The sequence below is a fragment of the Brachybacterium sp. P6-10-X1 genome (assembly GCF_001969445.1).
Classification (GTDB): Bacteria; Actinomycetota; Actinomycetes; order Actinomycetales; family Dermabacteraceae; genus Brachybacterium.
Genome location: NZ_CP017297.1, coordinates 2,816,180 through 2,840,417 on the forward strand (window position 1 = coordinate 2,816,180; position 24,238 = coordinate 2,840,417).

A 24,238-nucleotide genomic window follows, 5' to 3' on the forward strand; every position below is an offset into this window, starting at 1 on the left:
GGGTGGCGCCCACCCCTGGACATCTGCGTACTGTGGGCCCATGAATGACTTCGTGAAGACCGGTCCGAGCGCGCCCCAGGGATACTTCGCCGCCGAGGCGGCGGGCCTCGCCTGGCTGGATGAGCCGCAGGCCGTGCCCGTGGTGTCCGTGCTCGAGTCGGGCAAGGACGAGCTGCGCCTGGAGCGCCTGGAGTCCGTCGAGCCGACGGCCGAGGCCGCCCGCGAGTTCGGCCGCCGCCTGGCACGGCTGCACGACGCCGGCGCCGCGGGCTTCGGCTGGACGCCCGGGGACAAGGCGTGGTTCGGGCCGCTCGAGAAGCCCTTCGACGTCGCCTCCGACGTGCGCGAGGACTTCCCCGATTTCTGGGCCGACGACCGCCTGCGCCCGCTGGCCGACCGCGTCACCCGCACCCTGGGCGCCGACGGCCACGACACGGTCGACGAGGCGATCGACGTGATCGCCGACGGCGCCTTCGACGGGATCAGCGGGCAGGGCACCGAGGAGGCCTCGCGGGTCCACGGCGATCTGTGGTCCGGGAACCTGCTCTGGACCGCCGACGGCGTGACCCTCATCGACCCTGCCGCGCACGGCGGCCACCGCCTCGAGGACCTGGCGATGCTGTCGCTGTTCGGCGCCCCGTTCCTGGACGAGATCTTCGAGGGGTACGAGGCGGAGCACCCGATGCCGGGCGACTGGGAGCAGGATCTGCCCGCCCACCTGTTCTTCGGGCTGCTGGCCCATGTGCACCTGTTCGGCGAGGCCTACGTCGACCAGGCGATCGCCACGGCCGAGGCGATCATCGCCCGCGCCGACCAGCTGGGGTTCTGACCGGCACCGACGCCTGCGCGGCCCGCACCCGTCGTCGTGCCCTCGCCCTCGCCGCCGTCACCATCACCGTTGCGCGCTGTGCTTCCCGGATCGGAAGCTCAGCGCGCAACGGCGTGAGGGCGGATCAGGTCAGTGCTCCTCGGTCTCGTGCTCGCCGCCGCCGTGGTCCGCGTGCTCGTGGCCGTCGTGCTCGCCGCCGCCGTCGCTCGCCGCATCGCCTGATGCGGCATCCTCCGCGGCCTCGTCGTCGGCCCCGGGCGTGACCTCGTACTCGCCGGAGGCGGTCCCGGTGGTCACCTGGATCTCGTGCGGGACCACCGGCAGGTCCAGCTCGCGGTAGATCTCGCCGCTGGCGACGTCGACCATGGTCAGGGTCTGTGCCGCAGGGTCGACGACGAAGGCGGTGCCGTCGGCCACGTCCAGCATCGGGCCGGGCTCCTGCCAGTTCTCCGGCTCGGTCCACTCCTGCGTCACCGACACCTCGTGGAGCATCTCGCCGGTGGCGGGATCGAGGATGTTCAGCTCCCCGTCGGCGGTGAGCACCAGCGCCTCGCCGTCCGGGCCGCGGTCCAGGGAACGGAACCAGTAGGGCGAGCCCAGGTCGACGGTGCTCATCGTGGCGTCCCGCGTATCGATCAGGGCGATCTCGGTGGGGTGTTCCGTGCCTCCAGCAGGGTCGGCCTCGACCTTGTGATCGGCGAGCACGATCGGGGAGTCCTCATGACCCTTCTGGTTGCCGGAGCGCTGGTACTCTCCGTCGACGGCGACCTTGTGGAACTCTCCGTCCCGGTAGATCACCGGGCCGTTCTCGCAGCCCAGGCTGATGACGTCACCGGACTCGGTGGGACGGGCGGCGGCCTCGCCGTGCACTCCGGGGCAGTCGTCGGTCTCGGCGGTGACGTTGCCGTCGGCGTCGAGCACCTGGACCGTGCTGCGGGCGTCCTCGGTGCCCTGCGTGGTGAGCAGGCCGCCGTCGGACAGCGGCACCGCGACGCCATGGTGGGGGTCATCGGTGCTGACCTCCTCGAGCACGCCGAGGTCCCCGTCACCGAGCGCGCTCGGGTCGATCACCGTGATGTCGCCGGTGCCGTCGGCGAACAGCGCGGTGCGCTCGCCATGGGGGACGACGTGCCCGGGCATCGGCGCGTCGATCGAGAGATCGGTCAGGGCCGGTTCCTGCTCGTAGAAGTGGAAGTGGTCGCCGTGGCCCTGGACGAGCAGCCCGGTGTCGTACATGGTGATGGAATCCGCAGCGCTGACCGCGACGTGCCGGCCGTCGCCCGCGGGGTTCAGCCGCACGTACCCGTCGACGTCCTCGCTGTTCAGGGTGCTGCCGTCGGCCGAATCGAGGGTGGTGACGCCGCCGTCGTGGGCGAGCACGATGCGCGGCGACAGGGCCCCGACCTCGGTGCGATCCGAGGCGCGCGCCCGCTCGGTCCCCCCGCCGTCGGAGCCGCCCTCGCGTCCCGCACCTCCCTCCCCCGCTCCAGCGCAGGCCGACAGCGCGAGCATCCCGGCGCCGAGCAGGGCGATGGCCCGCCGTTTCATGACAATGGTTCTCATATGAATCATGCGGCTCACGCTAACACGTGTTGCGAACCGTTCTCATCACCGGACCTGTGCACCGGATCACACGAGGGATCGCCGAGGGCTGCGAGCAAAGCCCTCGCGACCTCGAGCCGGTCGAGATCACCGTGACGGGTGACCCGACGTGCTCGCCCCACCCACCGTGCCTCCGGGGTCATCGGCGAGTGCGTGCACCCCGCCCGGGCCCGGGTCGAGCCGCTGCACCCGCCCGTTGCACACCACCCGCGGCGCCCCACCCATCCCGAACGCGATCGCGCGCTGTGCTTCCAGAAACGGAAGCACAGCGCGCGATCGCGTCAGGGGCAGGCTGAGCGGGCAGCAACCCGCCGGCCCATCATCAGGGGCAGGCCGAGCGGGCAGCCGCCCGCAGCTCAGCGGCCCGCGGCTCAGCGGCCCGCCGGCCCGCAGCAGCAGCGGCGGGTCGGCTCAGATGACGCCGAAGGCGATCATCGCGTCGGCCACCTTGCGGAAGCCGGCGACGTTCGCGCCCACCACGTAGTCGCCGGGACGGCCGAGCTCGTCGGCGGTCTCCAGGCAGGTGGCGTGGATGCCCTTCATGATCTCGGTCAGCCGCTGCTCGGTGTGTCCGAAGCTCCAGGCATCGCGGCTGGCGTTCTGCTGCATCTCCAGAGCGCTGGTCGCCACACCGCCGGCATTCGCGGCCTTGCCCGGGCCGAAGGCCACATCGGCCTCGCGGAAGATGCCCACGGCCTCCGGCGTGCACGGCATGTTCGCACCCTCGGAGACGGCGAGGACCCCGTTCTTGACCAGGGTGCGGGCGGCGTCGTCGTCGAGCTCGTTCTGGGTGGCGCTGGGCAGCGCGATGTCGACCGGGACGTCCCAGACGCTCCCCCCGGGGACGAATCGGGCGCCCTCGCCCCGACGATCGGCGTACTCGCTGATGCGTCCTCGCTCGACCTCCTTGACCTGCTGGAGCAGCTCGAGGTCGATGCCGTTCTCGTCGACGACGTAGCCGGAGGAGTCGGAGGCGGTGACGGGGATCCCGCCGAGCTGCCTCGCCTTCTCGATCGCGTAGATCGCGACGTTGCCGGAGCCGGAGACCCCGACGCGACGGCCGTCGAAGGAGGAGTCGCGAGCCTTGAGCATCTCGTCGGCGAAGATCGCGGCACCGTAGCCGGTGGCCTCCTTGCGCACGAGAGAACCGCCCCAGTCCAGGCCCTTCCCGGTCAGGACGCCGGCCTCGTAGCGGTTGGTCAGGCGCTTGTACTGTCCGAAGAGGTAGCCGATCTCGCGGGCGCCCACGCCGATGTCACCGGCGGGGACGTCGGTGTACTCCCCCATGTGGCGGTGCAGCTCGGTCATGAACGACTGGCAGAAGCGCATGACCTCGCCGTCGCTGCGACCGTGCGGGTCGAAGTCGGAGCCGCCCTTGCCGCCGCCGATGGGCAGGCCGGTCAGGGAGTTCTTGAAGATCTGCTCGAAGCCGAGGAACTTCACGATGCCGAGGTTCACGGAGGGGTGGAACCGCAAGCCGCCCTTGTAGGGGCCGAGTGCGGAGTTGTACTCGACGCGGAAGCCGCGGTTGATCCGCACGGTGCCCTCGTCGTCGACCCAGGGGACGCGGAAGATGATCTGACGCTCCGGCTCGCACAGGCGCATGATGATGCCCTGGTCGCTGTACTCCGGGTGGTGTCCCTGGATGACCTCGAGCGACTCGAAGACCTCCCGCACCGCCTGCTGGAACTCCGGTTCCCCGGGGTTGCGGTGCAGCACCTGGTCGTACGTGTTCTGGAGCATCGAATCGATCATCGCGGTCCTTTCAGGGCCCGGGGGTCCCGGGGTCACGGGGTCTCCGCCGAGGCGGAGGTCGGAGCGCCGCCCAGGGTACGCGTCCGTTTCCGGCGGGGGCACGAGCCGTTCGATGAGTGAACATGCACGGACACGATTACCCCTGCGCGCTGGGGATTCGTCCTGCGAGACGTGGCGGCCGGACTGTAGCCCGCGTCACGGAGCCGGGCGCCCAACCCATAGGTACGATCGTACGCATGTCGATCGCTCCGCCCTCCCTCCCGTCCGCTCGCGCGCCGTCCCGCGCCCGCGCAGCGGTCGCCGTCCTGTTCCTGACGAACGGGGCGCTGCTGGCAAACCTCCTCCCCCGTTATCCAGAGATCAGGACGGAGCTGGGGCTCGCCAACTCCACCTACGGGCTGGTCCTCGCCGCCTTCCCCACCGGAGCGATCCTTGCCGGGCTCGGCGCCGGCGCGATGATCCGGGTCGTCGGATCGGCCCGCCTGGCCACCCTGGCGACGATCCTGACGGCTCTCGGGCTGTTCGCGGCCGTCTGGTCGCCGACCGCCGCCCTGCTGGCCCTCGCCCTGCTGATCGCCGGCGCGAGCGACGCGATCGCCGACGTCGCGCAGAACGCCCACGGGCTGCGGGTCCAGCGCGCCTATGGTCGGTCGATCATCAACTCCTTCCACGCGGTGTGGTCGATCGGAGCGGTGATCGGCGGATTCATGGCCGCCGGGGCGATCGCGCTGGACGTCCCGCTCAGGGTGCATCTGGGCATCTCCGGTGTGCTGCTGGCCGTGATCTCCGTGATCGCGCTGCGCTTCACCCTGCCCGGCAAGGACCCGGGGGAGACGGCGGGGCAGGGCGGGACGGTCGACGGGGTCGAGGCGGCCGGCGGCGACGCGGATCGCGGCAGGCCCGGAACAGTCCTGGCTGCGAGCCGCGGACGCCTGATGCTCCTGATCGGCGCCCTCGTCGCCATCGCGATGGGCGGCACCCTGGTCGAGGACTCCGGCAACTCCTGGGCCTCGCTCTACCTGGGGCGCGATCTCGGCGCGCCGTCCACCGTCGCCGCCGGCGGATTCATCGCCCTGGTCGGCGCCCAGTTCATCGGGCGTCTGCTCGCCGACGGCATGGTGGACAGGTTCGGCCAGCGCTCGGTCACCAGGACCGGTGGGGCGATCATCGCGGTCGGCATGGGCCTCGCCCTCGCCGTCCCCTCCGTGCCGGGAACGGTCGCCGGCTTCGCCCTGGCAGGATTCGGCAGCGCGACCCTGGTGCCCGCGGCCATGCAGGAGGCCGACGACCTGCCGGGACTGCGCCGCGGCACCGGATTGACGATCGTGTCGTGGCTGATGCGGCTGGGCTTCCTCGCCTCGCCGCCGCTGGTCGGGCTGATCGCCGATGCGGCCGGACTGCGCGTGGGCCTCCTGGTGGTCCCCCTGGCCGGCCTGCTGGTGGTCGTGGCGTCCGGTGTCCTGAGCACTCGTCGCATGCCGGCGCGCCGGCGCACGGGGACGCCCGCCCCGTCGATCAGCTCCCCCCGGTGAGTCGGCGCAGCGCCTCCGCGATCAGATCCGCCCGGGCCGGAGCGGTGTGCAGCGCCCGGTGCAGGGCGAGGCCCTCGTTCATGGCGTCCAGCAGCACCGCGGTGTCCTCGTCGACGAAAGGTGCCAGCGTCGCGCGGGTGCGTGCCATCCAGGTGCTGGTGAGGTCACGGTACTGCGGCCGACGAGCCGCCAGCGTGTAGAGCTCCTGGGTGACGACCAGCTCCCGCTGGGTGGCGAAGACGTCCTCGCCGAGGTTCGCCCCGAAGGCTGCGAGCGCCTCGTCCAGCGTCGACGCACCCGCGGTGCGCTCTTCGACCCGGACGGCCATCTGGTCGGCGAAGCGTGCGAAGGCCTCGCGCAGCAGGTCGTCCATCCCGGCGAAGTGGTACGTCATCGAGCCCAGCGGCACGTCCGCCACGGCCGCGATCCGGCGGTGGGACGCCCCGGCGACCCCGTGCTCGGCGATGACGTCGAGGCAGGCATCGATGATGCGGTCACGGCGCTGCGGATCGTGACGTCGGGGTCGGGCGGGAACGGGCACGCTCAGACCCTAACGGGGTCCGACGCCGTCCGGGCCCTAACGGGGTCCGACGCCGCCCGGGACGCTCAGGAGCCCGGCGCCGTCTCCCCCAGACCGAACTCTCGCACCTGCACCCACTGCCCGCCGGGGTTCTTCCCGGTCGCACGCACCCGCGCGGAGGCGACCTCCTGCGCCTCCGGCAGCGTCACCTCGAGCAGGGGCGATCCGTCCGTGGCGGCGATCTGCGTCCAGCTCTCCCCGTCGGCCGACAGCTCGAGGACGCCCTCGTAGATCTGGTCCCCGGCGGTCGTGTCGCTGCCCGCCATCTGCACGCGGGCGAAGGTGATCGGGTGGGTCTCCTCGAGATCGATGCGGATCTCGTCGTCGACCTGCGGCGCCGCGTCGGACCAGAACATGGTCGCCAGGTCTCCGTCGACCATCCGCTCGGGGACGTGGTCGCGGTAGGTGCCCAGCGTCGTGCTCGCCGTGGCGGGCAGACCGCGGAACGGCAGGGAGGGATCCTGTGGCAGCACCGCCCGCAGCTCCTCCCAGGCCCGGGACACGAAGGTCTCGAAGACCCCGTCGCCGACTCTGGGGACGATCTGGTCCTCGCGGTGGACGCCGTCCGCGCCCTGATCGGGGACGGTCGCCCGCCCGGCGGCCTCGACGTGCTCGCCCACCCGAGCCGCCGCGGCGGAGGCGTCCTCGAGCCGGTCCTCGGTGATCGCCCGGAGCATCTCGAGCTGGGCGCCCAGCGCCTCGGCCCAGTGCCCCGCCGCCACGATCCACGGAAGCGTGTCCCCGTAGAAGCCCGGGGAGGCCATCGACCCCAGAGAGTCCTCGAGGCCGATGATGGTGCGCAGTCGCTCGCTCAGCTCCTGGTCGCCGTCGGCCCCGGCGTCGTACGCCGCCCAGAAGGCCTCGACGTCGGCCGAGAGCGCGGGAGCGGCCGGCGAGCCGTCGCGGTAGGGCCAGTGCAGGTTGAGATCGACGAATACTCGCAGGTCCCGGCGGATCGTCTCGTCGGTGCCGGCGAGCTCGTCGAGCACGGCCTGCCAAGAGTCCTCGGCGTCGTAGACGATCGGGTCCCAGCAGTAGTCGGCATAGTTCGCCAGAGCGATCAGCGAGGCGTAGGGCTCGATCATCGGGTTCGAGGTGAATCCGGCGACGTGCTCGTGCAGCGTCGGGGCGCGACCTTCGAGGGGGTTCAGGAACAGTCGGTCGCGCCGCCCGTCGTTGACCGGGAAGTTGTCCCAGATGAACAGATGATCGGTGTGATAGCTCTCGGCCGCCCGCGCCACGGAGGCCTCGGTGACCTCGGGGGAGAAGACGCCCTCGCCGGTCCACTGGATCCGGATGTCGGGGTGGGTCTGCTCGCCGAAGGCGGTCTTGTAGTCGCTGGGCTCGGAGCCCGCGTAGTGGGTGGGCACGGTCTGCAGGGGCTCGAGGCCGTGGGCCTGGACGTAGTCCTCCTGCACCCGGGTGAGGTAGTGGGCCTGGGCCTCGGCGAGGGAGGCGAACTGCGCGGCATCGGCGTCGTCGAGCTCGCCGGGGATGTCGTCCAGCGCGATGTAGAAGCTCGTGACCCCGAGATCGCGCAGCTGGTCGAACTTCGTGACCGTGGCGTCGAAGTCGTCGTCGCCGCCGTAGGTGATGTCGTTGCCGGGCGAGAGCGCGTAGGTGAAGCTCACGTGGTGCGCGCCCGCGGTCTCGACGAGCTCGGCGAGCTTCTCGAGCTCCTCCCCCTCGTACAGCTCGCGCCACCTGGAGCGCAGCAGGAGGTCGTCCTTGGGGGTGTAGATGTACGTGTTCAGCTTGTGCGCGCCGTAGAACGCGAAGTGGTCCAGGCGGGCCTGGTGGGACCACGGGATCCCGTAGAAGCCCTCGATCGCCCCGCGGATCTCCATCCTGGGAGCGTCACGCACGTGCACGGCGGGAACGCGCGTCCCGCCGCCGAGCAGCTGGCGCAGGGTCTGGACCGCGTAGTAGGTGCCGCGGGCGTCGCGGCCGGCGAGGGTGACGACCGGCCCCCGGTTCCGTCCGGTCGCCAGGACGTAGCCGTCGGCGGCCAGGTCCTCCGGACCGGGGACCCCGGCGGCGTCGAGCTCGGCGGTGAGGGTGGGGTTGTCCTCGGGCGTGCCGAGGTGGATGCGGGGCCCGGACGCGATGTCGTCGGCGGAGTCCGCGACGACGGTGCGCACGCGGGATCCGGCGCTCTCCAGCACGTCGACGAGGGCGCCCCGGGCGGCGGTGTCGGTCTCCGCACCGATCACGACGGTCACCGGGCCGCGCAGCACCACGTCGTGTTCGCTGCCCTGCACCGAGCGTGGACGCGGGCGCAGATCCGAGACGCTCCCGGAGCCCGGGCCGCCGTCGGCGAGCGCGGCGGGGAGCGGGAGGGCGAGTGCGCCGCCGAGCGCGAGCCCGAGGCCGAGGGCGTGGCGGCGGGAGAGACCGGGGGCGCGGGGAGCCGGGGTGCGCTGGAGGAACGAGGAGGAGGTCATGCGATGCACGGGGTACTGGCGCCTTTCCGGGCCGCGCCCGTGTCCGGGCGCGGGGAGTCCGAGTCGGGGCGTGGGCAGAAGCAGGAAGGGAAGCCGCCACGGACGTGACGCGCCCCACAGAATCAGCGTCAGGTTAACAGGTTAAGCCGTTCACGCCGAGAGGTCCTCGTCGTCCGGATGGAAGATCGTCTCGATCGAGGAGCCGAAGACGGCGGCGATACGGAACGCCAGCGGGAGCGAGGGGTCGTACTTGTCGTTCTCGATGGCGATGACCGTCTGCCGGGAGACACCGAGGGCCGTGCCGAGCTCGGCCTGGGACCAGCGCCGGTCGGTGCGGAGGGCCTTGATGTCGTTGCGCATGGTGGGCTCCTCTCACCGGTAGCGGACGGCGGAGACGATGGTGCCGATGACCCACGAGAGCATCAGGATGGAGAAGGCGAAGATCCAGTTCAGCTCGGGCAGCAGGTAGAACTGCAGCACGCCGACGGCCAGGATCAGCGGGGTGGAGATGACGAACGCGAGCAGGATCGCCTCGGCGATCTTGCGGCGCTCGAACTCGTCGCCGCTGCGGTACATACCGATGTTCGCCCAGGCCATGAGGCCGACGGCGGGGATGACCAGGAGAGCGGGAACCCAGCCGGGGCCCCCGATGGACTCGGCGCCGACGGCGAGCCCCAGCCCGACGGCGTACAGGCCGATGCCGGCGGTGAAGCGGAGGGCGAAGGCGCGGTTGGCGCGGGTGCGGGCGGTGGCGTTCACGAGAGGTCCTTTCGGGAAGATCCGGCGACAACGGTGCGGCTGCGGTCGGCAGGGGCGCCGACGGCGCCGATCCGGGCGCCGAGCCGGGGCTGGGCATAGTCGCGATAGACGGGCTCCTCCGCGCGAGCGATGGTCAGCGGCGCGATCAGCACGGCGACGAGCCCCACCCGCAGGGGGACGTCGGGGCACGGAGGACCCGGGCGGTGCGTCGGGAGCTGGACACCGTCACGAAGTGCGTCCGAGGAGGTCAGAGGGTTGACGGTGTCGGGAGGAACGACGGGGCGAGGTGTCGCGGTCATGCCTCGAAAGTAAACCTTCCTTGACATGTCAATCAAGGGTGCTTGACATATGAAGTCAAGGGCCCTCGACCTTGCAGGTCGGGCGGATGCTTCAGCCGATCGTTCCCGGCCCCTCGCGCACGTCCAGCTCGCGCTGCACCCAGGCGGGATCGTCGGTGGTGATCGTGTCGACGCGGCAGGCGAGCGCGACGGCGAGCTGCTCAGGGCGGTTCACGGTCCATGGGTTCACCTGCAGCCCGGCCGTGCGCGCGGCCTCGGCGGCGCGCAGCGAGAGACCGCGGATCGACGGGCCGACACCGGCCGCCCCCAGCTCACGGGCGGTCTCCAGCGCCCGTTCGTCGATCTGCTCGACCAGGTAGGACACCGGGGTGTCGGTGGTGCGGCGGATCTCGGCGAGGGCGTCGGCGTGGAAGGAGATCACGGTCGAGGCGGCGGCCGGCGATCCCTCCGGCAGGGCGCGGAGCTGTTCGGCCACGGCCCGTGCCGCGGCGGCGACCTTGACCTCGATGAACACCGGCGCGGTGGTCACCGCCAACAGCTCCTCGAGCGAAGGGATCTTCTCCCCCTCCGCGAGCTGCACCGTGTCCAGTTCGGCGCGGGTGAGGTCCCCGATCGCGCCGGTCGCGAGCGGGGAGGCGGCATCGGCGGTGCGGTCGATCGTCTCGTCGTGCATGACCACCACCTGGCCGTCGGCACTGAGGTGGACGTCGCACTCCAGCAGCTGTGCACCGTCCTCGAGGGCCCGCCGGAAGGAGGCGAGCGTGTTCTCGGGGGCGTGCGCGGCGGCTCCGCGATGCCCGACGATCGCGGGGCGCGGGGGCGAGCTCGCGGGACGTCGGGACACGGTCTGCGGGTCGGGCTGCTGGGTCATGGCGCTCCTGAGGAGGATTCGAGGGACGGGTCCGCTGGTCACGGCGACGGCTGGGCGGATGTGCACGGTCGGTGAGGGTCGGACCCACCCCCTGGACCCTACCCAGTGGTCCGGGTCACACTGGGGATCTGCGTCCTGCCGCAGGGCGCTGTGCCCGTCCTGACGGGCCGGGCACCGATCGGGCGGACTGCCCGGGAAGGGGAACCCATGCTCAGGAACACGATCAGAACCAAGACGACGAGCGGCCACCGCGACCGCCGCGAGCCCCGACGCCGCGCAGCGGATACGGCACACGGGCGCTCCGGTCGAGGCATGGTGGCTCCGCTGGCGGGCCTCGCCGTCGCGGCGGGACTGCTCGCGGGGGCCGGCGCGGCCGCCGCGACCCCGGGAGCCGGGGAGGACGAGAACCTCTTCGACGGCACCTGGACCTTCGGCCACACCACCAAGACGCTGACCGCCGAGGAGCTCGGCGTGGTCGTCGAGGAGGAAGCGGAAGCCCGCGGGCCCGAGGAGATGTCCCTGTCCGTCCGCTGCGCGGACGGCATCGACACCTCGATCCGCGACTACGTGGCGTACTGCGTCGCGATCGCCGACGAAGGGGTCGAGCATCCCTGGAAGCTCACCGGCGGCCCGGCCGACGCCGGCCTGGTGGTCGAGGTCGAGAACTTCGGCTGACCTCGCCCGGTGCGACGGACCGTGCCCGGTGCGACTGACTATTCCCGGGGGTGCCCGCCGACGCGGCGGACGCCCCCGGAGCGGCCTCCTCAGGTCCGCGTCGGCCCCTCCATCAGGGCGCGGGCCCACGCGGGATCATCCACGGTGAGCGTGTCGCAGCCGAGCTCGAGGGCCCGGGACAGCTCCTCCTCGGAGCGGGCCGTCCAGAGGTTGAGCCGGATGCCGAGCTCGCGGGCTCGTTCGACGTCCGCCTGCCGCGCATCGGCGATCCGCACCCCGATCTGGACGACGCCCACCTCCTGCGCGGTCTCGAAGAACTCCGGGGAGGTCGTCGTCGTGGTCAGCAGCCGCGGGATGCGCGGATCCGTCGACCGCGCCGCCCGCAGGGCGTCCGGATGGAAGGAGATGATCTGCGCCGGCGCGGAGGGCTGATCCCAGCAGTCCTGGTCGAAGTACTCCGACAGGATCCGGACGACGCGCTCGGCGGCGGCCGGCGCCTTGATCTCCACGAGGAGCGTCACGCGGGTGCCGTCCTCCCGGACGGCGACGTCGAGCACCTCCGTCAGGGTCGGGATGTGCTCGCCGTGGCCCACCAGCACCCGATCGAGCTGCGCCCGGGTCAGATCCGCCACCGCACCGGTGTGCAGCGGTGACTCCTCCTGCGCGGTCCGGTCGAGGGTGGCGTCGTGGATGATCGCGTCGACCCCGTCCCGGCTGAGGTGCACATCGCACTCGAGCAGCTCGGCGCCCTCGGCGATGCCGCGACGGAAGGAGGCCACGGTGTTCTCCGGTGCCAGCGCGGCAGCGCCGCGGTGGCCGACCAGTGCGGGCGTGGCGACGCCCGTCGTGCGGGCGGGGGCGCTCACTTCCAGCCCTGGAAGTCGATGGCCTCGTAGTCCTCGCGGTCCTCGTCCAGACCCTCCTGCAGCCCGGCCGCGAGGGTGTCCAGGACCTCCTGGGGCGACGTCCCGTCGCCGTAGACACGCCCCTGGGCGGCACTGATCTCGTCGACCCGGCCGGCGTCCCAGTTGGTGTAGTCCGCGGTGCGGGCGTTCTCGAGCTGGTTGAGGGCCACGAGATAATTGGGGTCCTCGGCCACCAGGTCCTTCACCGCCTGGGTCTCCGCGGCGGCCTGGACGATCGGCACGTAGCCGGTGCCGATGTGCCAGGTGGCGGACTGCTCGGGTCCCGCCAGGAAGCGGAACAGCTCGGCGCAGGCGTCCTGGCGCTCCTGGGATTCGGTGCGCACGATCGACAGGCCGGAGCCGCCGGTCGGGACCTGCTTCTGCTGGCCCTCCTTCGAGAGCATGTAGGCCACGCCCACCTCGAAGTTCCCCTCCGCCGCCACGGTCTGGCCGGTCAGGGAGGCCGTCGAACCGCGCCAGCCGGCGGTCACCCCGGCCTGGAAGTCGGTCCCGGCGTCCTTGGCCAGGTAGCCGAAGCCGTCGTCGTGGATGAACTTCCGCTGCCACTGCAGCCACTCGACCCCGAACTCGTCGTGGATGGTGACCTCGAAGTCCTCGTTCGAGTTCGCCCCGCCGAAGCCCCAGATGTCCGCCTGGCCGTGCCAGGCATCGGCCGAGAAGGCCATCGCCGACAGCGGGCGACCCTCGACCTCGATCTTCGCCAGCTCGGGCGCGAACTCGGCGAGGTCCTCCCAGGTGCTGGGCCCTTCCTCGGGCAGTCCGGCCTCCTGGTAGCGGGTCTTGTTGAAGTAGAACAGCGGGGTGGAGCGGGCGAAGGGCACCACGAACGTCTCGCCGGCCACGACGCCCTCGTGGACGTAGTGGGGGATGTACACGTCCGTGCTCCATTCCTCGTCGAAGTAGCCGTCCAGCGGCACGAGCGCATTCGAGGCGTGGAACTGCAGCCACTGCATCTCGGGGAAGCAGACGATGTCCGGGACGGTCTGCGCCTGCAGGGAGGCGGTGAACTTCTGGACCAGGTCGGCGTACCCGCCCACGGACTCCGCGATCGCGACGATCTCGTCCTGGGACTCGTTGAACTCGGTGAACAGGGTCGTGACGACCTCGAAGTTCTCCGCCGTGAAGGGCGCCCAGAACAGGATCGGCGTGCGGCCCTCGTACTCGGGCGGGACCGTGAGATCGGCCTGGGTGAAGCCGTCGCGGATGTTGCTCTCGGCGCCGTCGCCACCGCCCAGCGGTGAACCGCAGGCGGCGAGGCCGGCGGCGCCGGCACCGAGGCCCATCGCGGTGAGCAGGCCCCGGCGGGACGGGGTGTACAGGGTGCGGGACATGCGGATCGCTCCTCGAGGTGGGGGGGGGGTGGTGGTGCGGGTCAGGGGCAGGGCGGCGTGCTGTCGGCGAGAGGCGGGGCCGTCACTTCAGGGCTCCGGCGGCGAGCCCGCCGATGATGCGCTTCTGGGCCAGGAAGAACAGGATGAGCATCGGCAGGGAGACGAACACGGCGCCGGCCATGATCACGCCCCAGTTGCTGTATCCCTCCTGGCTGCGCAGGAACAGCAGGCCGATGGGCAGGGTGCGCATGTCTGCGGTGGAGGTGACGATCAGCGGCCAGATGTACTCGTTCCACTTGCCGACCATCACGATCAGCGTGGCGGTGAGGATCATCGGGCTGGACAGCGGTACCACGATGGTGAGCATGCGACGGACGTGCCCGGCGCCGTCGATCTCCGCGGCCTGCAGGATGTCGCGATCGATGGTGCGCATGTACTGGTACAGCAGGAACATCGCGAAGGCGCTGGCGATGCCCGGCAGGATGATCCCGGCGTAGGAGTTCAGCCAGCCCAGGTTCGCCACGGTGATGTAGTTGACGATCAGGGTGACGTGGCCCGGCAGCATCAGCGAGGCGATGATCAGGGCGAAGGCGATCTTCTTGAACCGGAACTCGACGAAGACGAAGGCGTAGGCGCACAGGATCGCCAGCGAGATCTCCAAGAAGGTGCCGACCCCGGTGGTCACGATCGAGTTCACGAAGAACCGGTCGAAGGGGGCGGAGTTCCACGCCTCGGTGAAGTTCTCCAGGGTCAGCGAGGTCGGGATCCACTGCAGCGGCCAGGAGTAGATCTCCCCGTGCGGCTTCAGCGACGAGGAGAACAGCCAGAACAGCGGGATGAGGAACACCGCGATGGTCGTGAGCACCCCGGCGACGAGCAGGCCGGTCACCCAGCGCGGCCGCCGGGGGCCGCGGCTCCTGCCGCGGTTCGCCCGCGGCCCGACGACGGCGTGATCGGTGCCGGAGGCTCCCGAGCTCACAGGGGTCCCGGAGGCGGGGTCGGGGTTCAGGGTCAGGGAGCTCATGAGTCGTCGTTGGCCTTCCTGTTGCCGACGCGGACCTGCAGGTAGGTGATCACCAGCAGGATCGCCAGCAGCACGGTGGCGGCCGCCGAGGCGGTGCCGATGTCGAACTTCTGGAAGGCCTCCTCGTAGACCATCCAGCTCAGCGTGCTGGACGAGACCCCGGGCCCGCCGCTGGTCATGATCGAGATGATGTCGAAGGCCTGGGCCGCGGAGATGATGCCGGTGATCGAGAGGAAGACGATGATCGGGTTCAGCAGCGGCAGGGTCAGGTGGCGCAGCAGCTTCCCGCCGTGGGCCCCGTCGAGCGCGGCCGCCTCGTAGAGGTCCTTCGGCAGATCGAGGATCGCGGTGTAGCAGATGACCGTCACGAAGCCGAGGCGCTGCCAGGTGTAGGCGATGGTGATCGCCCACAGCGACCAGTCCGAGGTGGTGGTCCAATCCGGAGACGCGGCGCCGACCAGGGAGAACGCCCAGCGCGACAGCCCGTAGTTCGGGTCGAACATGAACAGCCACAGGATGCCGACGGCCGCTCCGGGGAGCATGTGCGGGGCGAAGGCCATGGTCTGCGCGAAGCCGGTCAGCGGGACCTTGGTGGCCAGCAGGCTTCCCAGCAGCAGACCGCCGACGATCGAGCCGACCACGCTCACCCCGGTGAAGATGAGCGTGTTCAGCAGGACCTGCCCGAAGCTCGGGTCGGTCAGCAGGTCGACATAGTTCTCCAACCCCACGAACTCCGGGCTCGGCGCCACGAAGTCCCACTCCATGACGCTGAGGCCGATGTTGTAGAGGGCCGGGTAGTAGGAGAAGACGATGATCGCGATCAGGTTCGGGGCGATCAGCGCGCCGAACAGCATCGCGTCCCGGCGCCGACGCCGGCGGCGCTGCGGGGAGGCCCGGGGCCGGGGGGGGGTGGAGCTCGCACCGCGGGTGCCCGGTGTCTCGGCGCCGGGGCCCGCGGCACCGGCGCCTCCGTCGGCCCCTCGCGGGGCCGAGCGGCCCGGGTCGGGGTGCGGTCGGACGGCGAGTGTCATGAGAGCGCTCCCAGCTTCCTGGTCGGAGGGCGGATCCGGAGTTCGGACGGGCCCGGCGTCGTCGACCGCTCACACCGTAAGGACCACCTCGTCCTGGGCACCACCAGGAGGGACGCCGTGGTGAACCGACCGTGAACATCCGCTGTCAGCCCAGGTGGGAGCGCTCCCACACCCGGTCGAGGGGGCCCCGGCCCCGCAGGACGGGGCCTTTCGGGGGCCCCGTCCACCGAGCGTTCATCGACGCGTCGCCGACTGTTCCGTCCTCGCGCGATCCCTCGCGACTCCGCGCTCCCAGGTTTCACCCGCCGGCCACCCGTCGGCCCGCGCGGGCATTCCGCGCTGCGCTACCCTGCGCTGGATACGCGGATCGCCGCCCGGACCCGGGGAGGTGCCCGCCGAGGGGGCGCCGCCCGGTCGACCCAGGGGGATGAGCGCAGGCCATGAGCCGACCACCGACGATGGAGGACGTGGCGCGCGCCGCCGGTGTCTCGCGCTCGACGGTCTCCCGCGTGTTCCAGGGCGGCGGCGAGCGCGTCTCCCCTGATGCGGTGATCGCGGTGCACGAGGCCGCGAAGCGGCTGGAGTATGTGCCCAACCTGGTCGCCAGCGGCCTCGCGATGCGTCACGGACGCCAGCTGGGGCTCCTGATCCGCGATGCCACGAACCCCGCGTACGGACATCTCCACGCGGAGATGAATCGTGCGGTCGAGGCCGCTGGGCGCACTCTGATCTCGGTCACGGCCTTCCGCCACGACTACGGGACCGCCGAGGTCGAGGGGCTGGATCGCTTGCGCGGGCAGCGGGTCGCCGGGATCTTCGTGGGCACGGGGGTGGCCGCTGCCGAGGACCTCGTCGAGACGGTCACCACGCTCCCGCTGATGATCGTCGGCCGCCCGAACGACCACCCGCTGATCGAGTCCGTCAGCTACGACGAGCGCGCCCATGGCCGCCGGGTCGCCGAGGAGATCGCGGCGGCGGGACATCGCCGGATCGCGGTGCTGAGCGCGCCCCTGCTCTATTCGCGGGTGTTCGAGCTGCGCATGCGCAGTCTTCTCGAGCGCTGCCGCGAGCTCGGGGTCCGGTCCCGCGAGGTGCAGCTGCTGCCGGTCGAGCAGGGGGTGGGTCGGGCTCTCGATGCGGCTCGGGACGAGCCTCTGAGCTGCATCGTCTGCCCCGTGGACTACGTCGCGCTGGAACTCCTGCGCGCCGCGGCCGAGCGCGGGGTGCGAGTGCCCGAGGACGTCAGCACGGTGGGCTTCGACGGCATGGGCGACGGGCTGGATCTGATCGGCCTGGCCACCGTGCGCCTGCCGGTCGCGGAGGTGGCCCGGGAGGCCGTGGCCCGGATGGACGAGCTGCTGGCCAGGGCGCGGGCGGGCCCCGGCACGGCCGACGGGCAGGATCGGCCTGCGGAGAGCCGGCCGCGTGTGCGGCATGCGGTCCACGCAGGGCAGTTCCTGCCCGGTCGGACGCTCGGCGCACCGCCGGAGCAGAGGCGCCGCTGAGGCGGCCCGCGCCCTGGCCGCTCCCCGGCTCGCGACGACCCGCCGCGCCGACCTCACCGGGCGGGACCGACCACGCCGGGCACCTCCATCCGTCCCACCCTCTCGAACACCAGCTGCTGCATCGCCGTCGCCGCCGTGGACAGCCGCACCTCGGGACGGCGGGCCAGGTTCACGGTGCGCTCCAGAACCGGCTCCACCAGCGGGATGCTGCGCAGACCCGGGCGATCCAGCACGGTCATCGCCGGGACCACGGCGACTCCGATGCCCCGCTCGACGAATCGCAGCACGGCATCCATCTCCGCGCCCTCGACCGCCACCGTCGGCGTGAGACCCGCGGAGGCGAACGCGGCATCGGTGGCGGCGCGCAGATCGTAGCTGCGGTGGAAGGCGACCTGCGGGAGATCGGCGAGCTCGGTCAGCGTCAGCCCCGCCGCCGGCCCCTCGGCTCCGCCCGGCGCCGGGGCCGCCGCCGAGGAGGCCACCACCAGGCGCTCCTCGAGCAGGGGGATCAGCTCGGCCCCGTCGATGCGGGGTGATCCGCCGCGCGTGACGATCACGGCCAGGTCGAGCTCCCCCGTCACCAGCTGGTCGACCACGGAGAGCGAACCTGCCTCGCTGACCTCGAGGTCGACGCCCGGGAAGCGGTCGTGGAACACGGCCAGCACGTCGGCGACGAGGGAGACGCACAGCGTCGGCGGCGCTCCCAGTCGTACCCGTCCCCGACGCAGGCCCGCGAGCTCGTCGAGCTCGCTCCGGACGACCTCGGCGTCAGCCAGCATCCGGCGGGCGATCGGAAGCAGCACGCGTCCGGCGTCGGTCAGCTCCGCACCTCGACGGCCCCGTCGGAACAGTGCAGCGCCCAGCTCGGCCTCCAGGGACCTGATCTGCCGAGACAGCGAGGGCTGGGCGACGAACTGCTCCTCGGCGGCGCGCGTGAAGGTGCCCAGTCGGGCGACGGCCTCGAAGGCACTGAGGTGCTCCCCTCTCATGCGCCATAGCGTAACGGTATGGATTGCTGACCACATTTGCATTAGCGCTATAGATGGGGCGTCCCTAGCGTGGAGGCCATGAGCACCGACGCCCCCACCGACCGTCTGATCACCACGTCCGTCCTCGTCATCGGCACCGGCGGCGCCGGGCTGCGCGCCTCCATAGAACTCGCCGAACGCGGGGTCGAGGTGCTGACCGTGGGGAAGCGACGACGCCACGACGCCCACACCACCCTCGCCGCCGGGGGCATCAACGCGGCGATGGGCACCATGGATCCCGAGGACTCGTGGCAGCAGCACGCCGCCGACACCCTGCGGGAGTCCTACTACCTGGCCGATCCGGCGATCGTCGAGACCGTCGCGCACGGCGCCGTCCAGGGCATCGAAGATCTCGAGCGCTGGGGGATGCCCTTCGCCCGGGAGTCCGACGGCCGACTCTCCCAGCGCTTCTTCGGCGCCCACACCTACCGCCGCACCTGCTTCGCCGGCGACTACACGGGCCTGGAGATCCAACGGACCCTCCTGCGCCGGGCCGCGGAGCTCGACGTGCCCGTGATCGACACGGTCTACATCACCCGCCTGCTGGTCGCCGACGGCACCATCTTCGGTGCCTACGGCTTCGACGTCGTCACCGGCCACGGCGTGCAGATCCATGCGGACGCGGTGATCCTCGCCGCCGGCGGGCACACCCGCATCTGGCGCGTCACCTCCTCGCGCCGCGACGAGAACACCGGCGACTCCTTCCGGCTCGCCGCCCGCGCCGGGGCCCGGATCCGGGATGCGGAGCTGATCCAGTTCCACCCCTCGGGGCTGCTGGAGCCCGACGACGCGGCCGGCACCCTGGTCTCCGAGGCCGCCCGAGGGGAGGGCGGCGTGCTGCGCAACGCCCTCGGCGAGCGCTTCATGGAGCACTACGACCCCGACCGGATGGAGCTGTCGACCCGCGACCGGGTGGCTCTGGCGAACCACACGGAGATCCTCGAGGGCCGCGGGACCGAGCGCGGCGGCGTGCTGCTGGACGTCTCCCACCTCCCGCGCGAGCAGATCCTGGCCACGCTCCCCCGGGTCTACCGCACGCTGATCGACCTGCAGATGCTGGACATCACCGAGAAGCCGATCGAGGTCGCCCCCACCGCCCACTACTCGATGGGCGGGGTCTGGGTGCACCCCGACGACCACGGCACGGGCGTCGCCGGGCTGTACGCGATCGGGGAGGCCTCCTCGGGGCTGCACGGCGCGAACCGTCTCGGCGGGAACTCCCTCATCGAGCTGCTCGTGTACGGGCGGATCACCGGGCGTGCGGCTGCGGAGTTCGCCGCGGGACGCACCAGCGTGCGCCGCGACCCCGACGTCGTCGCCGAGGCGCGCGCCGAGCAGACGGCGCTGCTGGCCGGGGACGGGATCGAGGTGCCTCGCCGGCTGCAGCGCGAGGTCCGGGACGTGATGACCGCCCACGCGGGGGTGGTGCGGAACGAGGCCGGCCTGCTCGAGGGGCTGGAGAGACTCTCCCGGCTCGAGGAGCGCGCCGAGCACGTCACCGCTCACCCGGACGTCGCCGGGTTCGACGACCTCGCCCACGCCTTCGATCTGCAGGGCTCCCTGCTGGCCGCCCGTGCCACCCTCGAGTGCGCGCTCGAGCGCCGCGAGACCCGCGGCTGCCACAACCGCACGGACTTCCCCGAGCAGGATCCGCAGCTGCGCGGGAACTTCGTGTGGTCGCTGAGCGGGAAGGTCGGGTTCGAGCCCCTGTCAGAGGTGCCGGGGCCGCTGCGGGATCTTGCCGCCGCACCCCTGGACGACTCCCCGCGCGGCAAACTCGTGGAGTAGGGGCCGCGCCGGGGGACTTGGGCACCTGGACACTGGGACACCTGGACACTGGGACACTGGCGACGACCCTCTCCACCACGACGAGGAGTTCCCCCCGTGCGCATCATGACCCGATTCATCGTCCTGGACGCCTCCGACATCGACACCGAGGCCGCTTTCTGGGCCGCCGTGCTGGGCGGGACCGTCCGCGCCTCGACCGAGAACAGCGCCTACCCCGACTGGCGCGACATCCAGGTCGACGGCGAGACCGTGCTCGGAGTGCAGCTCGCCCCGGATCACGTCCCCCCGCAATGGCCCGGAACGTCGCCCGATCGCCAGCGGCAGCAGCTCCACTGGGACCTGTATGTGGCGCGGGACGAGGTCGAGTCCGCGTGCCGCGAGGTCGCCGGGCTCGGAGCGAGCCTGCTGCAGCGGTCGGACGACCCGGAGGCCGCTGACGGCTTCCACGTCTTCGCCGATCCGGCTGGGCACCCGTTCTGCATCTGCTGGGGGTGATCCTCGGGTCGGCCCCGATTCCCGCTCGGGGCGGTAGTGCTCGGGGCCGACTCCCCGCCCAGGGGCACGACGGCGACCATCCAGGGCAGGGAGTGGACCTCGGCATTGCGCTTCTCGAGGATGGCGGGCCGGACGGACTCGAGGTCCTCGGCCGACCCGTCGATCGCCCCCGGCTCACCTCGTGACCACCTCCGCGCGCGCTCCGATGCACCGCACGCGTGATGGCGAGGCAAGCCTTTCCATGGCTGACAAGCGCCACGACCAGGGCTATCGTCGAGCTCATGAAGATGAGCAATGACCTTGAGAAGAAGTTCCAGGACCAGATCACCCTCGAGTTCGAGGCCTCGATGACGTACCGCCAGCTGGCCATCGAGGCCGACGAGCAGGACCTCCCCGGCATCGCCGCGTGGCTGCGCCACCAGGCGGACGAGGAGATCGTCCACGCCAACAAGTTCATCCAGCACGTCTCGGACCGCGACAACCATGCGGCGATCGGTGCCATCGCGGCGCCGGGCGTGACGCCGGGCCTGTCGGTGCTGGAGATCTTCGAGGCCTCCCTCGCCCACGAGCAGAAGGTCTCCGAGGCGATCCGCGAGCTGTACCGCAGCGCCGACAAGGAGGGGGACTACGACTCCCGCCCGCTGCTGAACTGGTTCGTCGACGAGCAGATCGAGGAGGAGGCCACCGTCTCCGAGATCATCGGTCGTGTGCAGCTGATCGGCGACGACGGTTCGGGCATCCTGCGCCTGGACGCCGAGCTGGGCGCCCGGCCCGCCGAGTCCACCGAGGCCGATCAGGACTGATCGCTCCGGACCGGGACGGACCGGCCGGCTCAGGGCGCCGGTGGCTCACCACGGGCGGCCACCGGCGACCTGACCCGCACGACGATCTCCGTCGGTCGGCCGGCGGGGCGACCCGAGCCTTTCCGCCGACAGTGACGCGTGTCACACTGTGACGCACGGCCGACCCGCGGCCGATGACGACGACGAGGGACGCTCCGATGCCTGCTCCGCAGTTCACGCCCTACATCAGCTTTCCCGGCAATGCCGCCGAGGCCTTCGAGTACTACCGCGAGGTCTTCGGCGGCGAGCTGGACCTCATGTCGTACGACGACTTCCCCACCGAGGGCTTCCCCTTCTCCCCGCCGCCCGGCGCGACCGCGCACGCACAGCTCGACGGCGGCCTGGTGACGCTGGCCGGCGGCGACGGCATCGCCGCCCCGGGGGACGAGCTGCCCCCACTCGGGTCCGACGTCTACTCGTTCCTCGTGGGGCTGGAGAGCGTCGACGAGGCGCATGCTCTCCTCGAGACGCTGACCTCGTCCGGAGCAGAGATCGCCATGCCCTTCGAACTCGCCCCCTGGGGCGATCATTACGGGCAGGTCACGGACCGTTTCGGGGTCCTGTGGGCGCTCGTGGTCCCGGCCGAGAGCCCGCGAGGCTGACTCCTGCGGAACGAGCCCCCGCGGAACGAGCTCCCGCGGAACGAGGCAGCAGGGCCTCCACGGGCGGGGCCGACGAGGCCGGGCGATGATCAGCAGATCTCGGCACGCCATCACCGGGGAGATCACCCCGGCGATCCGGCCCGTCCGTTGCACCACCCCACCCACGGCTCTAGTTCAACGCTCAACCATCTTGTAGACTCGACGCATGCGAGCCTTCGGATTCCTCAGCTTCGGCCACTACGGCGGCAGTCCCGCCCAGGGCGGGCTCAGCGCTCGTCAGATGCTGCACGACGCGATCGACATCTCCGTCGGCGCCGAGGAGCTCGGCGTCAACGGCGCCTCTTTCCGCGTCCACCACTTCGCCCAGCAGTCCGCCTCTCCGATGCCGCTGCTCTCGGCCATCGCCGCCCGCACGCAGCGCATCGAGGTCGGCACCGGCGTGATCGACATGCGCTACGAGAACCCGCTGTACTTCGCCGAGGAGGCCGCAGCCCTCGACCTCATCGCCGACGGCCGGCTCGCCCTCGGCGTCTCCCGCGGCAGCCCCGAGCCGGCCGACCGCGGCTGGGAGTCCTTCGGCTACTCCGGCTCGACCGATCCGCGCGGCGCGGACATCGCCCACGCGAAGTTCGCCGCGTTCCTCCAGGCTATTCAGGGTGAGCCGATGGCGCGCGCCGCGGAGAACCCCTACGGCGCCCCGGTGCAGCCCGGTCAGGGTCTGCGCATCGAGCCGCACTCCCCCGATCTGGTCCGCCGGATCTGGTGGGGCGCCGGCTCCCGCGAGACGGCCGAGCGCACCGGTGCCCAGGGTCTGAACCTCATGAGCTCGACCCTGCTCACCGAGGCCACCGGCGCCGCCTTCGGCGACCTGCAGGCCGAACAGATCGACGTCTACCGCGAGGCGTTCCGCGAGGCCGGCCACGACCACACCCCACGGGTGTCGGTCTCCCGCAGCGTGTTCCCGATCGTCACCGAGCAGGATCGGATGCTGTTCGGGCTGCGCCCGGGCGACGGCGCCGACCAGATCGGCATCATCGACGGGCACCGCTCCACCTTCGGCAGGACCTACACCGGCGAGCCGGATCAACTGGTCGAGCAGCTGCAGGCCGATGCCGCGGTGCAGTCCGCCGACACCCTCCTGCTCACGATCCCCTCGCAGGCCGGGGTGGAGCTGAACCTGCACATCCTCGAGAGCTTCGCGCAGCACGTCGCCCCGGCGCTGGGCTGGAAACCCAACACGGAGGGCCCGGTCGCCGGCGAGCCGATCACCTGACAGACGCGGAGCCGCTCGCCGGAGCACGACGTACCCTCGGGCCATGCTCCGCATCGCCACCGCGAACATCAACGGGATCCGCGCCGCGCACCGGCGAGGGTTCGGCGACTGGCTGGCCGGCCGGGACTGCGACGTCGTGGCCCTCCAGGAGGTCCGGGCGCAGGTCGACAAGCTTCCCGCAGGGGCGTTCGGCGACCACCACGTCGCCCTCGACACCGGCTCCCTGCCCGGCCGCAACGGCGTCGCCGTGCTCACGCGGCATGCGCCCGCGGCGGTCCGCACGTGGAGCGGGACGGCGCTGGTCGGCACCCCGACGGACGGCGACGGCGCCCTCGAGCTCGTCCCCTCCCCCGACCACGTCCCGCTCGCCCGCGGCCTCGGCCCTTTCGCCACGGCGGGGCGCTACCTCGAGGTCGATCTCGCCGATTCACCGCTGACGATCGCGTGCCTCTACCTGCCCAAGGGCGGCCTGCCCGCGCACCTCCAGCGGCCCGAACGGATGCGCGAGGCACCCGACGGCGGTGCGCGATACGCCCGCAAGATGACCTTCATGGCGGCGTTCTCCCGCTACCTGACCCGGACCCGCCGGGCGGCCGCGGCGCAGGGCCGAGAGTTCCTGCTGATGGGCGACCTGAACATCGCGCACACGCGGCAGGACCTCGCGGCCTGGAGACGGAACCAGAGCAATGACGGGTTCCTCCCGGAGGAGCGCGAGTGGTTCGGCCGGCAGCTCTCCCCGCGCACCCTCGTCGACGTGGTGCGGCGGCTCCACCCCGACCAGGACGGTCCGTACTCCTGGTGGTCGTGGCTGGGGCAGTCCTTCGCGAAGGACTCGGGCTGGCGCCTCGACTACCACCTCGCCGCGCCCCGTCTCGCCCGCAGCGCGGTGCGCGCCGAGGTCGATCGGGCGTTCCGCGGCGAGCGGCTCTCGGACCACGCACCGGTGGTCGTCGACTACGACTGGCGGTGACGCGAGCACGCCGCGGGCCACCGGCCCCGCGAGCCGGTGCCCATCACAGCGAAAACCCTGCCCGTCAGGGGTCTCCT

23 protein-coding genes are annotated in these 24,238 nt (G+C 71.6%); 10 read left to right on the top strand and 13 right to left on the bottom strand.

Features of this window, described 5'->3' with window-relative positions:
* Positions 1-40: 40 nt before the first annotated feature.
* Positions 41-829 carry a fructosamine kinase family protein gene (locus BH708_RS12655; RefSeq protein ID WP_076809172.1) on the top strand — a complete coding sequence of 263 codons (789 nt, stop codon included), beginning with the start codon at positions 41-43 and terminating at the stop codon, positions 827-829.
* Between the two features lie 129 nt (positions 830-958).
* Here the strand turns inward: BH708_RS12655 and BH708_RS12660 are convergent, their stop codons facing one another.
* Together BH708_RS12660 and gdhA are read right to left on the bottom strand one after the other, a co-directional pair.
* Positions 959-2,401 (bottom strand): hypothetical protein, encoded by a 1,443-nt coding sequence (locus BH708_RS12660; protein ID WP_253705320.1) that lies wholly within the window; start codon positions 2,399-2,401, stop codon positions 959-961.
* A gap of 441 nt (positions 2,402-2,842) precedes the next feature.
* On the bottom strand, positions 2,843-4,186 hold the full coding sequence (gdhA, locus tag BH708_RS12665; RefSeq protein ID WP_076809176.1) for an NADP-specific glutamate dehydrogenase: 1,344 nt from the start codon (positions 4,184-4,186) through the stop codon (positions 2,843-2,845).
* Between the two features lie 236 nt (positions 4,187-4,422).
* Between gdhA and BH708_RS12670 the strand changes: the two genes are divergently transcribed.
* Positions 4,423-5,718 (top strand): MFS transporter, encoded by a 1,296-nt coding sequence (locus tag BH708_RS12670; RefSeq protein ID WP_076809178.1) that lies wholly within the window; start codon positions 4,423-4,425, stop codon positions 5,716-5,718.
* Here the strand turns inward: BH708_RS12670 and BH708_RS12675 are convergent.
* The 6 genes from BH708_RS12675 to BH708_RS12700 all read right to left on the bottom strand — a co-directional run bounded on the left by BH708_RS12675 (position 5,702) and on the right by BH708_RS12700 (position 10,671).
* Positions 5,702-6,259, bottom strand: a complete 558-nt coding sequence (locus BH708_RS12675) for a TetR/AcrR family transcriptional regulator (RefSeq protein ID WP_371329809.1) — start codon at positions 6,257-6,259, stop codon at positions 5,702-5,704. The two genes, BH708_RS12670 and BH708_RS12675, sit on opposite strands and share 17 nt — an antisense overlap.
* Before the next feature lie 65 nt (positions 6,260-6,324).
* Positions 6,325-8,742 (bottom strand): beta-N-acetylglucosaminidase domain-containing protein, encoded by a 2,418-nt coding sequence (locus BH708_RS12680; RefSeq protein WP_076809181.1) that lies wholly within the window; start codon positions 8,740-8,742, stop codon positions 6,325-6,327.
* A 150-nt stretch (positions 8,743-8,892) separates the two neighbouring features.
* Positions 8,893-9,102 carry a helix-turn-helix transcriptional regulator gene (locus BH708_RS12685; protein ID WP_076809183.1) on the bottom strand — a complete coding sequence of 70 codons (210 nt, stop codon included), beginning with the start codon at positions 9,100-9,102 and terminating at the stop codon, positions 8,893-8,895.
* A 12-nt stretch (positions 9,103-9,114) separates the two neighbouring features.
* Complete coding sequence (locus BH708_RS12690) at positions 9,115-9,501, bottom strand: hypothetical protein (RefSeq protein WP_076809185.1); 387 nt, start codon at positions 9,499-9,501, stop codon at positions 9,115-9,117.
* On the bottom strand, positions 9,498-9,800 hold the full coding sequence (locus BH708_RS12695) for a hypothetical protein (RefSeq protein ID WP_076809187.1): 303 nt from the start codon (positions 9,798-9,800) through the stop codon (positions 9,498-9,500). The genes BH708_RS12690 and BH708_RS12695 overlap by 4 nt, the downstream gene beginning before the upstream one ends.
* A 91-nt stretch (positions 9,801-9,891) precedes the next feature.
* On the bottom strand, positions 9,892-10,671 hold the full coding sequence (locus BH708_RS12700) for a glycerophosphodiester phosphodiesterase family protein (protein WP_083713566.1): 780 nt from the start codon (positions 10,669-10,671) through the stop codon (positions 9,892-9,894).
* Positions 10,672-10,983: 312 nt separating this feature from the next.
* Between BH708_RS12700 and BH708_RS12705 the strand changes: the two genes are divergently transcribed.
* Positions 10,984-11,346, top strand: a complete 363-nt coding sequence (locus BH708_RS12705) for a hypothetical protein (protein WP_076809189.1) — start codon at positions 10,984-10,986, stop codon at positions 11,344-11,346.
* An 89-nt stretch (positions 11,347-11,435) separates the two neighbouring features.
* Here the strand turns inward: BH708_RS12705 and BH708_RS12710 are convergent, their stop codons facing one another.
* The 4 genes from BH708_RS12710 to BH708_RS12725 all read right to left on the bottom strand — a co-directional run bounded on the left by BH708_RS12710 (position 11,436) and on the right by BH708_RS12725 (position 15,658).
* Entirely contained in the window at positions 11,436-12,212 is a 777-nt protein-coding gene (locus tag BH708_RS12710; protein WP_076809191.1) for a glycerophosphodiester phosphodiesterase, read from the bottom strand.
* Positions 12,209-13,603: an ABC transporter substrate-binding protein gene (locus BH708_RS12715; RefSeq protein ID WP_076809192.1), complete on the bottom strand. Its 1,395-nt coding sequence runs from the start codon at positions 13,601-13,603 to the stop codon at positions 12,209-12,211. Before BH708_RS12715 ends, BH708_RS12710 begins: the two co-directional genes overlap by 4 nt.
* A gap of 82 nt (positions 13,604-13,685) precedes the next feature.
* Positions 13,686-14,627, bottom strand: coding sequence for a carbohydrate ABC transporter permease (locus BH708_RS12720; protein ID WP_076809193.1), 942 nt, complete (start codon positions 14,625-14,627; stop codon positions 13,686-13,688).
* On the bottom strand, positions 14,624-15,658 hold the full coding sequence (locus tag BH708_RS12725) for a carbohydrate ABC transporter permease (RefSeq protein ID WP_076809194.1): 1,035 nt from the start codon (positions 15,656-15,658) through the stop codon (positions 14,624-14,626). The genes BH708_RS12720 and BH708_RS12725 overlap by 4 nt, the downstream gene beginning before the upstream one ends.
* A gap of 440 nt (positions 15,659-16,098) precedes the next feature.
* Here BH708_RS12725 and BH708_RS12730 point away from each other — a divergent pair, with 440 nt between their 5' ends.
* On the top strand, positions 16,099-17,163 hold the full coding sequence (locus BH708_RS12730) for a LacI family DNA-binding transcriptional regulator (protein ID WP_076809195.1): 1,065 nt from the start codon (positions 16,099-16,101) through the stop codon (positions 17,161-17,163).
* Between the two features lie 53 nt (positions 17,164-17,216).
* Here BH708_RS12730 and BH708_RS12735 read toward each other — a convergent pair whose 3' ends face one another.
* A complete protein-coding gene (locus BH708_RS12735) occupies positions 17,217-18,152 on the bottom strand; it encodes a LysR family transcriptional regulator (RefSeq protein WP_076809196.1) in 936 nt (311 codons plus the stop codon).
* Positions 18,153-18,230: 78 nt separating this feature from the next.
* On the opposite strand from BH708_RS12735, the gene BH708_RS12740 reads away from it, so the two are divergent.
* The 6 genes from BH708_RS12740 to BH708_RS12765 all read left to right on the top strand — a co-directional run bounded on the left by BH708_RS12740 (position 18,231) and on the right by BH708_RS12765 (position 24,161).
* Positions 18,231-19,979 carry an FAD-binding protein gene (locus BH708_RS12740; protein ID WP_076809197.1) on the top strand — a complete coding sequence of 583 codons (1,749 nt, stop codon included), beginning with the start codon at positions 18,231-18,233 and terminating at the stop codon, positions 19,977-19,979.
* A 105-nt stretch (positions 19,980-20,084) separates the two neighbouring features.
* The gene (locus BH708_RS12745; protein ID WP_371330009.1) at positions 20,085-20,474 is read left to right on the top strand and encodes a VOC family protein; all 390 of its coding nucleotides are present in this window, start codon (positions 20,085-20,087) and stop codon (positions 20,472-20,474) included.
* 281 nt (positions 20,475-20,755) lie between these two features.
* Positions 20,756-21,277 carry a ferritin gene (locus tag BH708_RS12750; RefSeq protein ID WP_076809199.1) on the top strand — a complete coding sequence of 174 codons (522 nt, stop codon included), beginning with the start codon at positions 20,756-20,758 and terminating at the stop codon, positions 21,275-21,277.
* 197 nt (positions 21,278-21,474) lie between these two features.
* Positions 21,475-21,918 carry a VOC family protein gene (locus tag BH708_RS12755; RefSeq protein WP_076809200.1) on the top strand — a complete coding sequence of 148 codons (444 nt, stop codon included), beginning with the start codon at positions 21,475-21,477 and terminating at the stop codon, positions 21,916-21,918.
* 205 nt (positions 21,919-22,123) lie between these two features.
* Positions 22,124-23,191 carry an LLM class flavin-dependent oxidoreductase gene (locus tag BH708_RS12760; protein ID WP_076809201.1) on the top strand — a complete coding sequence of 356 codons (1,068 nt, stop codon included), beginning with the start codon at positions 22,124-22,126 and terminating at the stop codon, positions 23,189-23,191.
* 43 nt (positions 23,192-23,234) lie between these two features.
* A complete protein-coding gene (locus BH708_RS12765; protein WP_076809202.1) occupies positions 23,235-24,161 on the top strand; it encodes an exodeoxyribonuclease III in 927 nt (308 codons plus the stop codon).
* Positions 24,162-24,238: the final 77 nt, after the last annotated feature.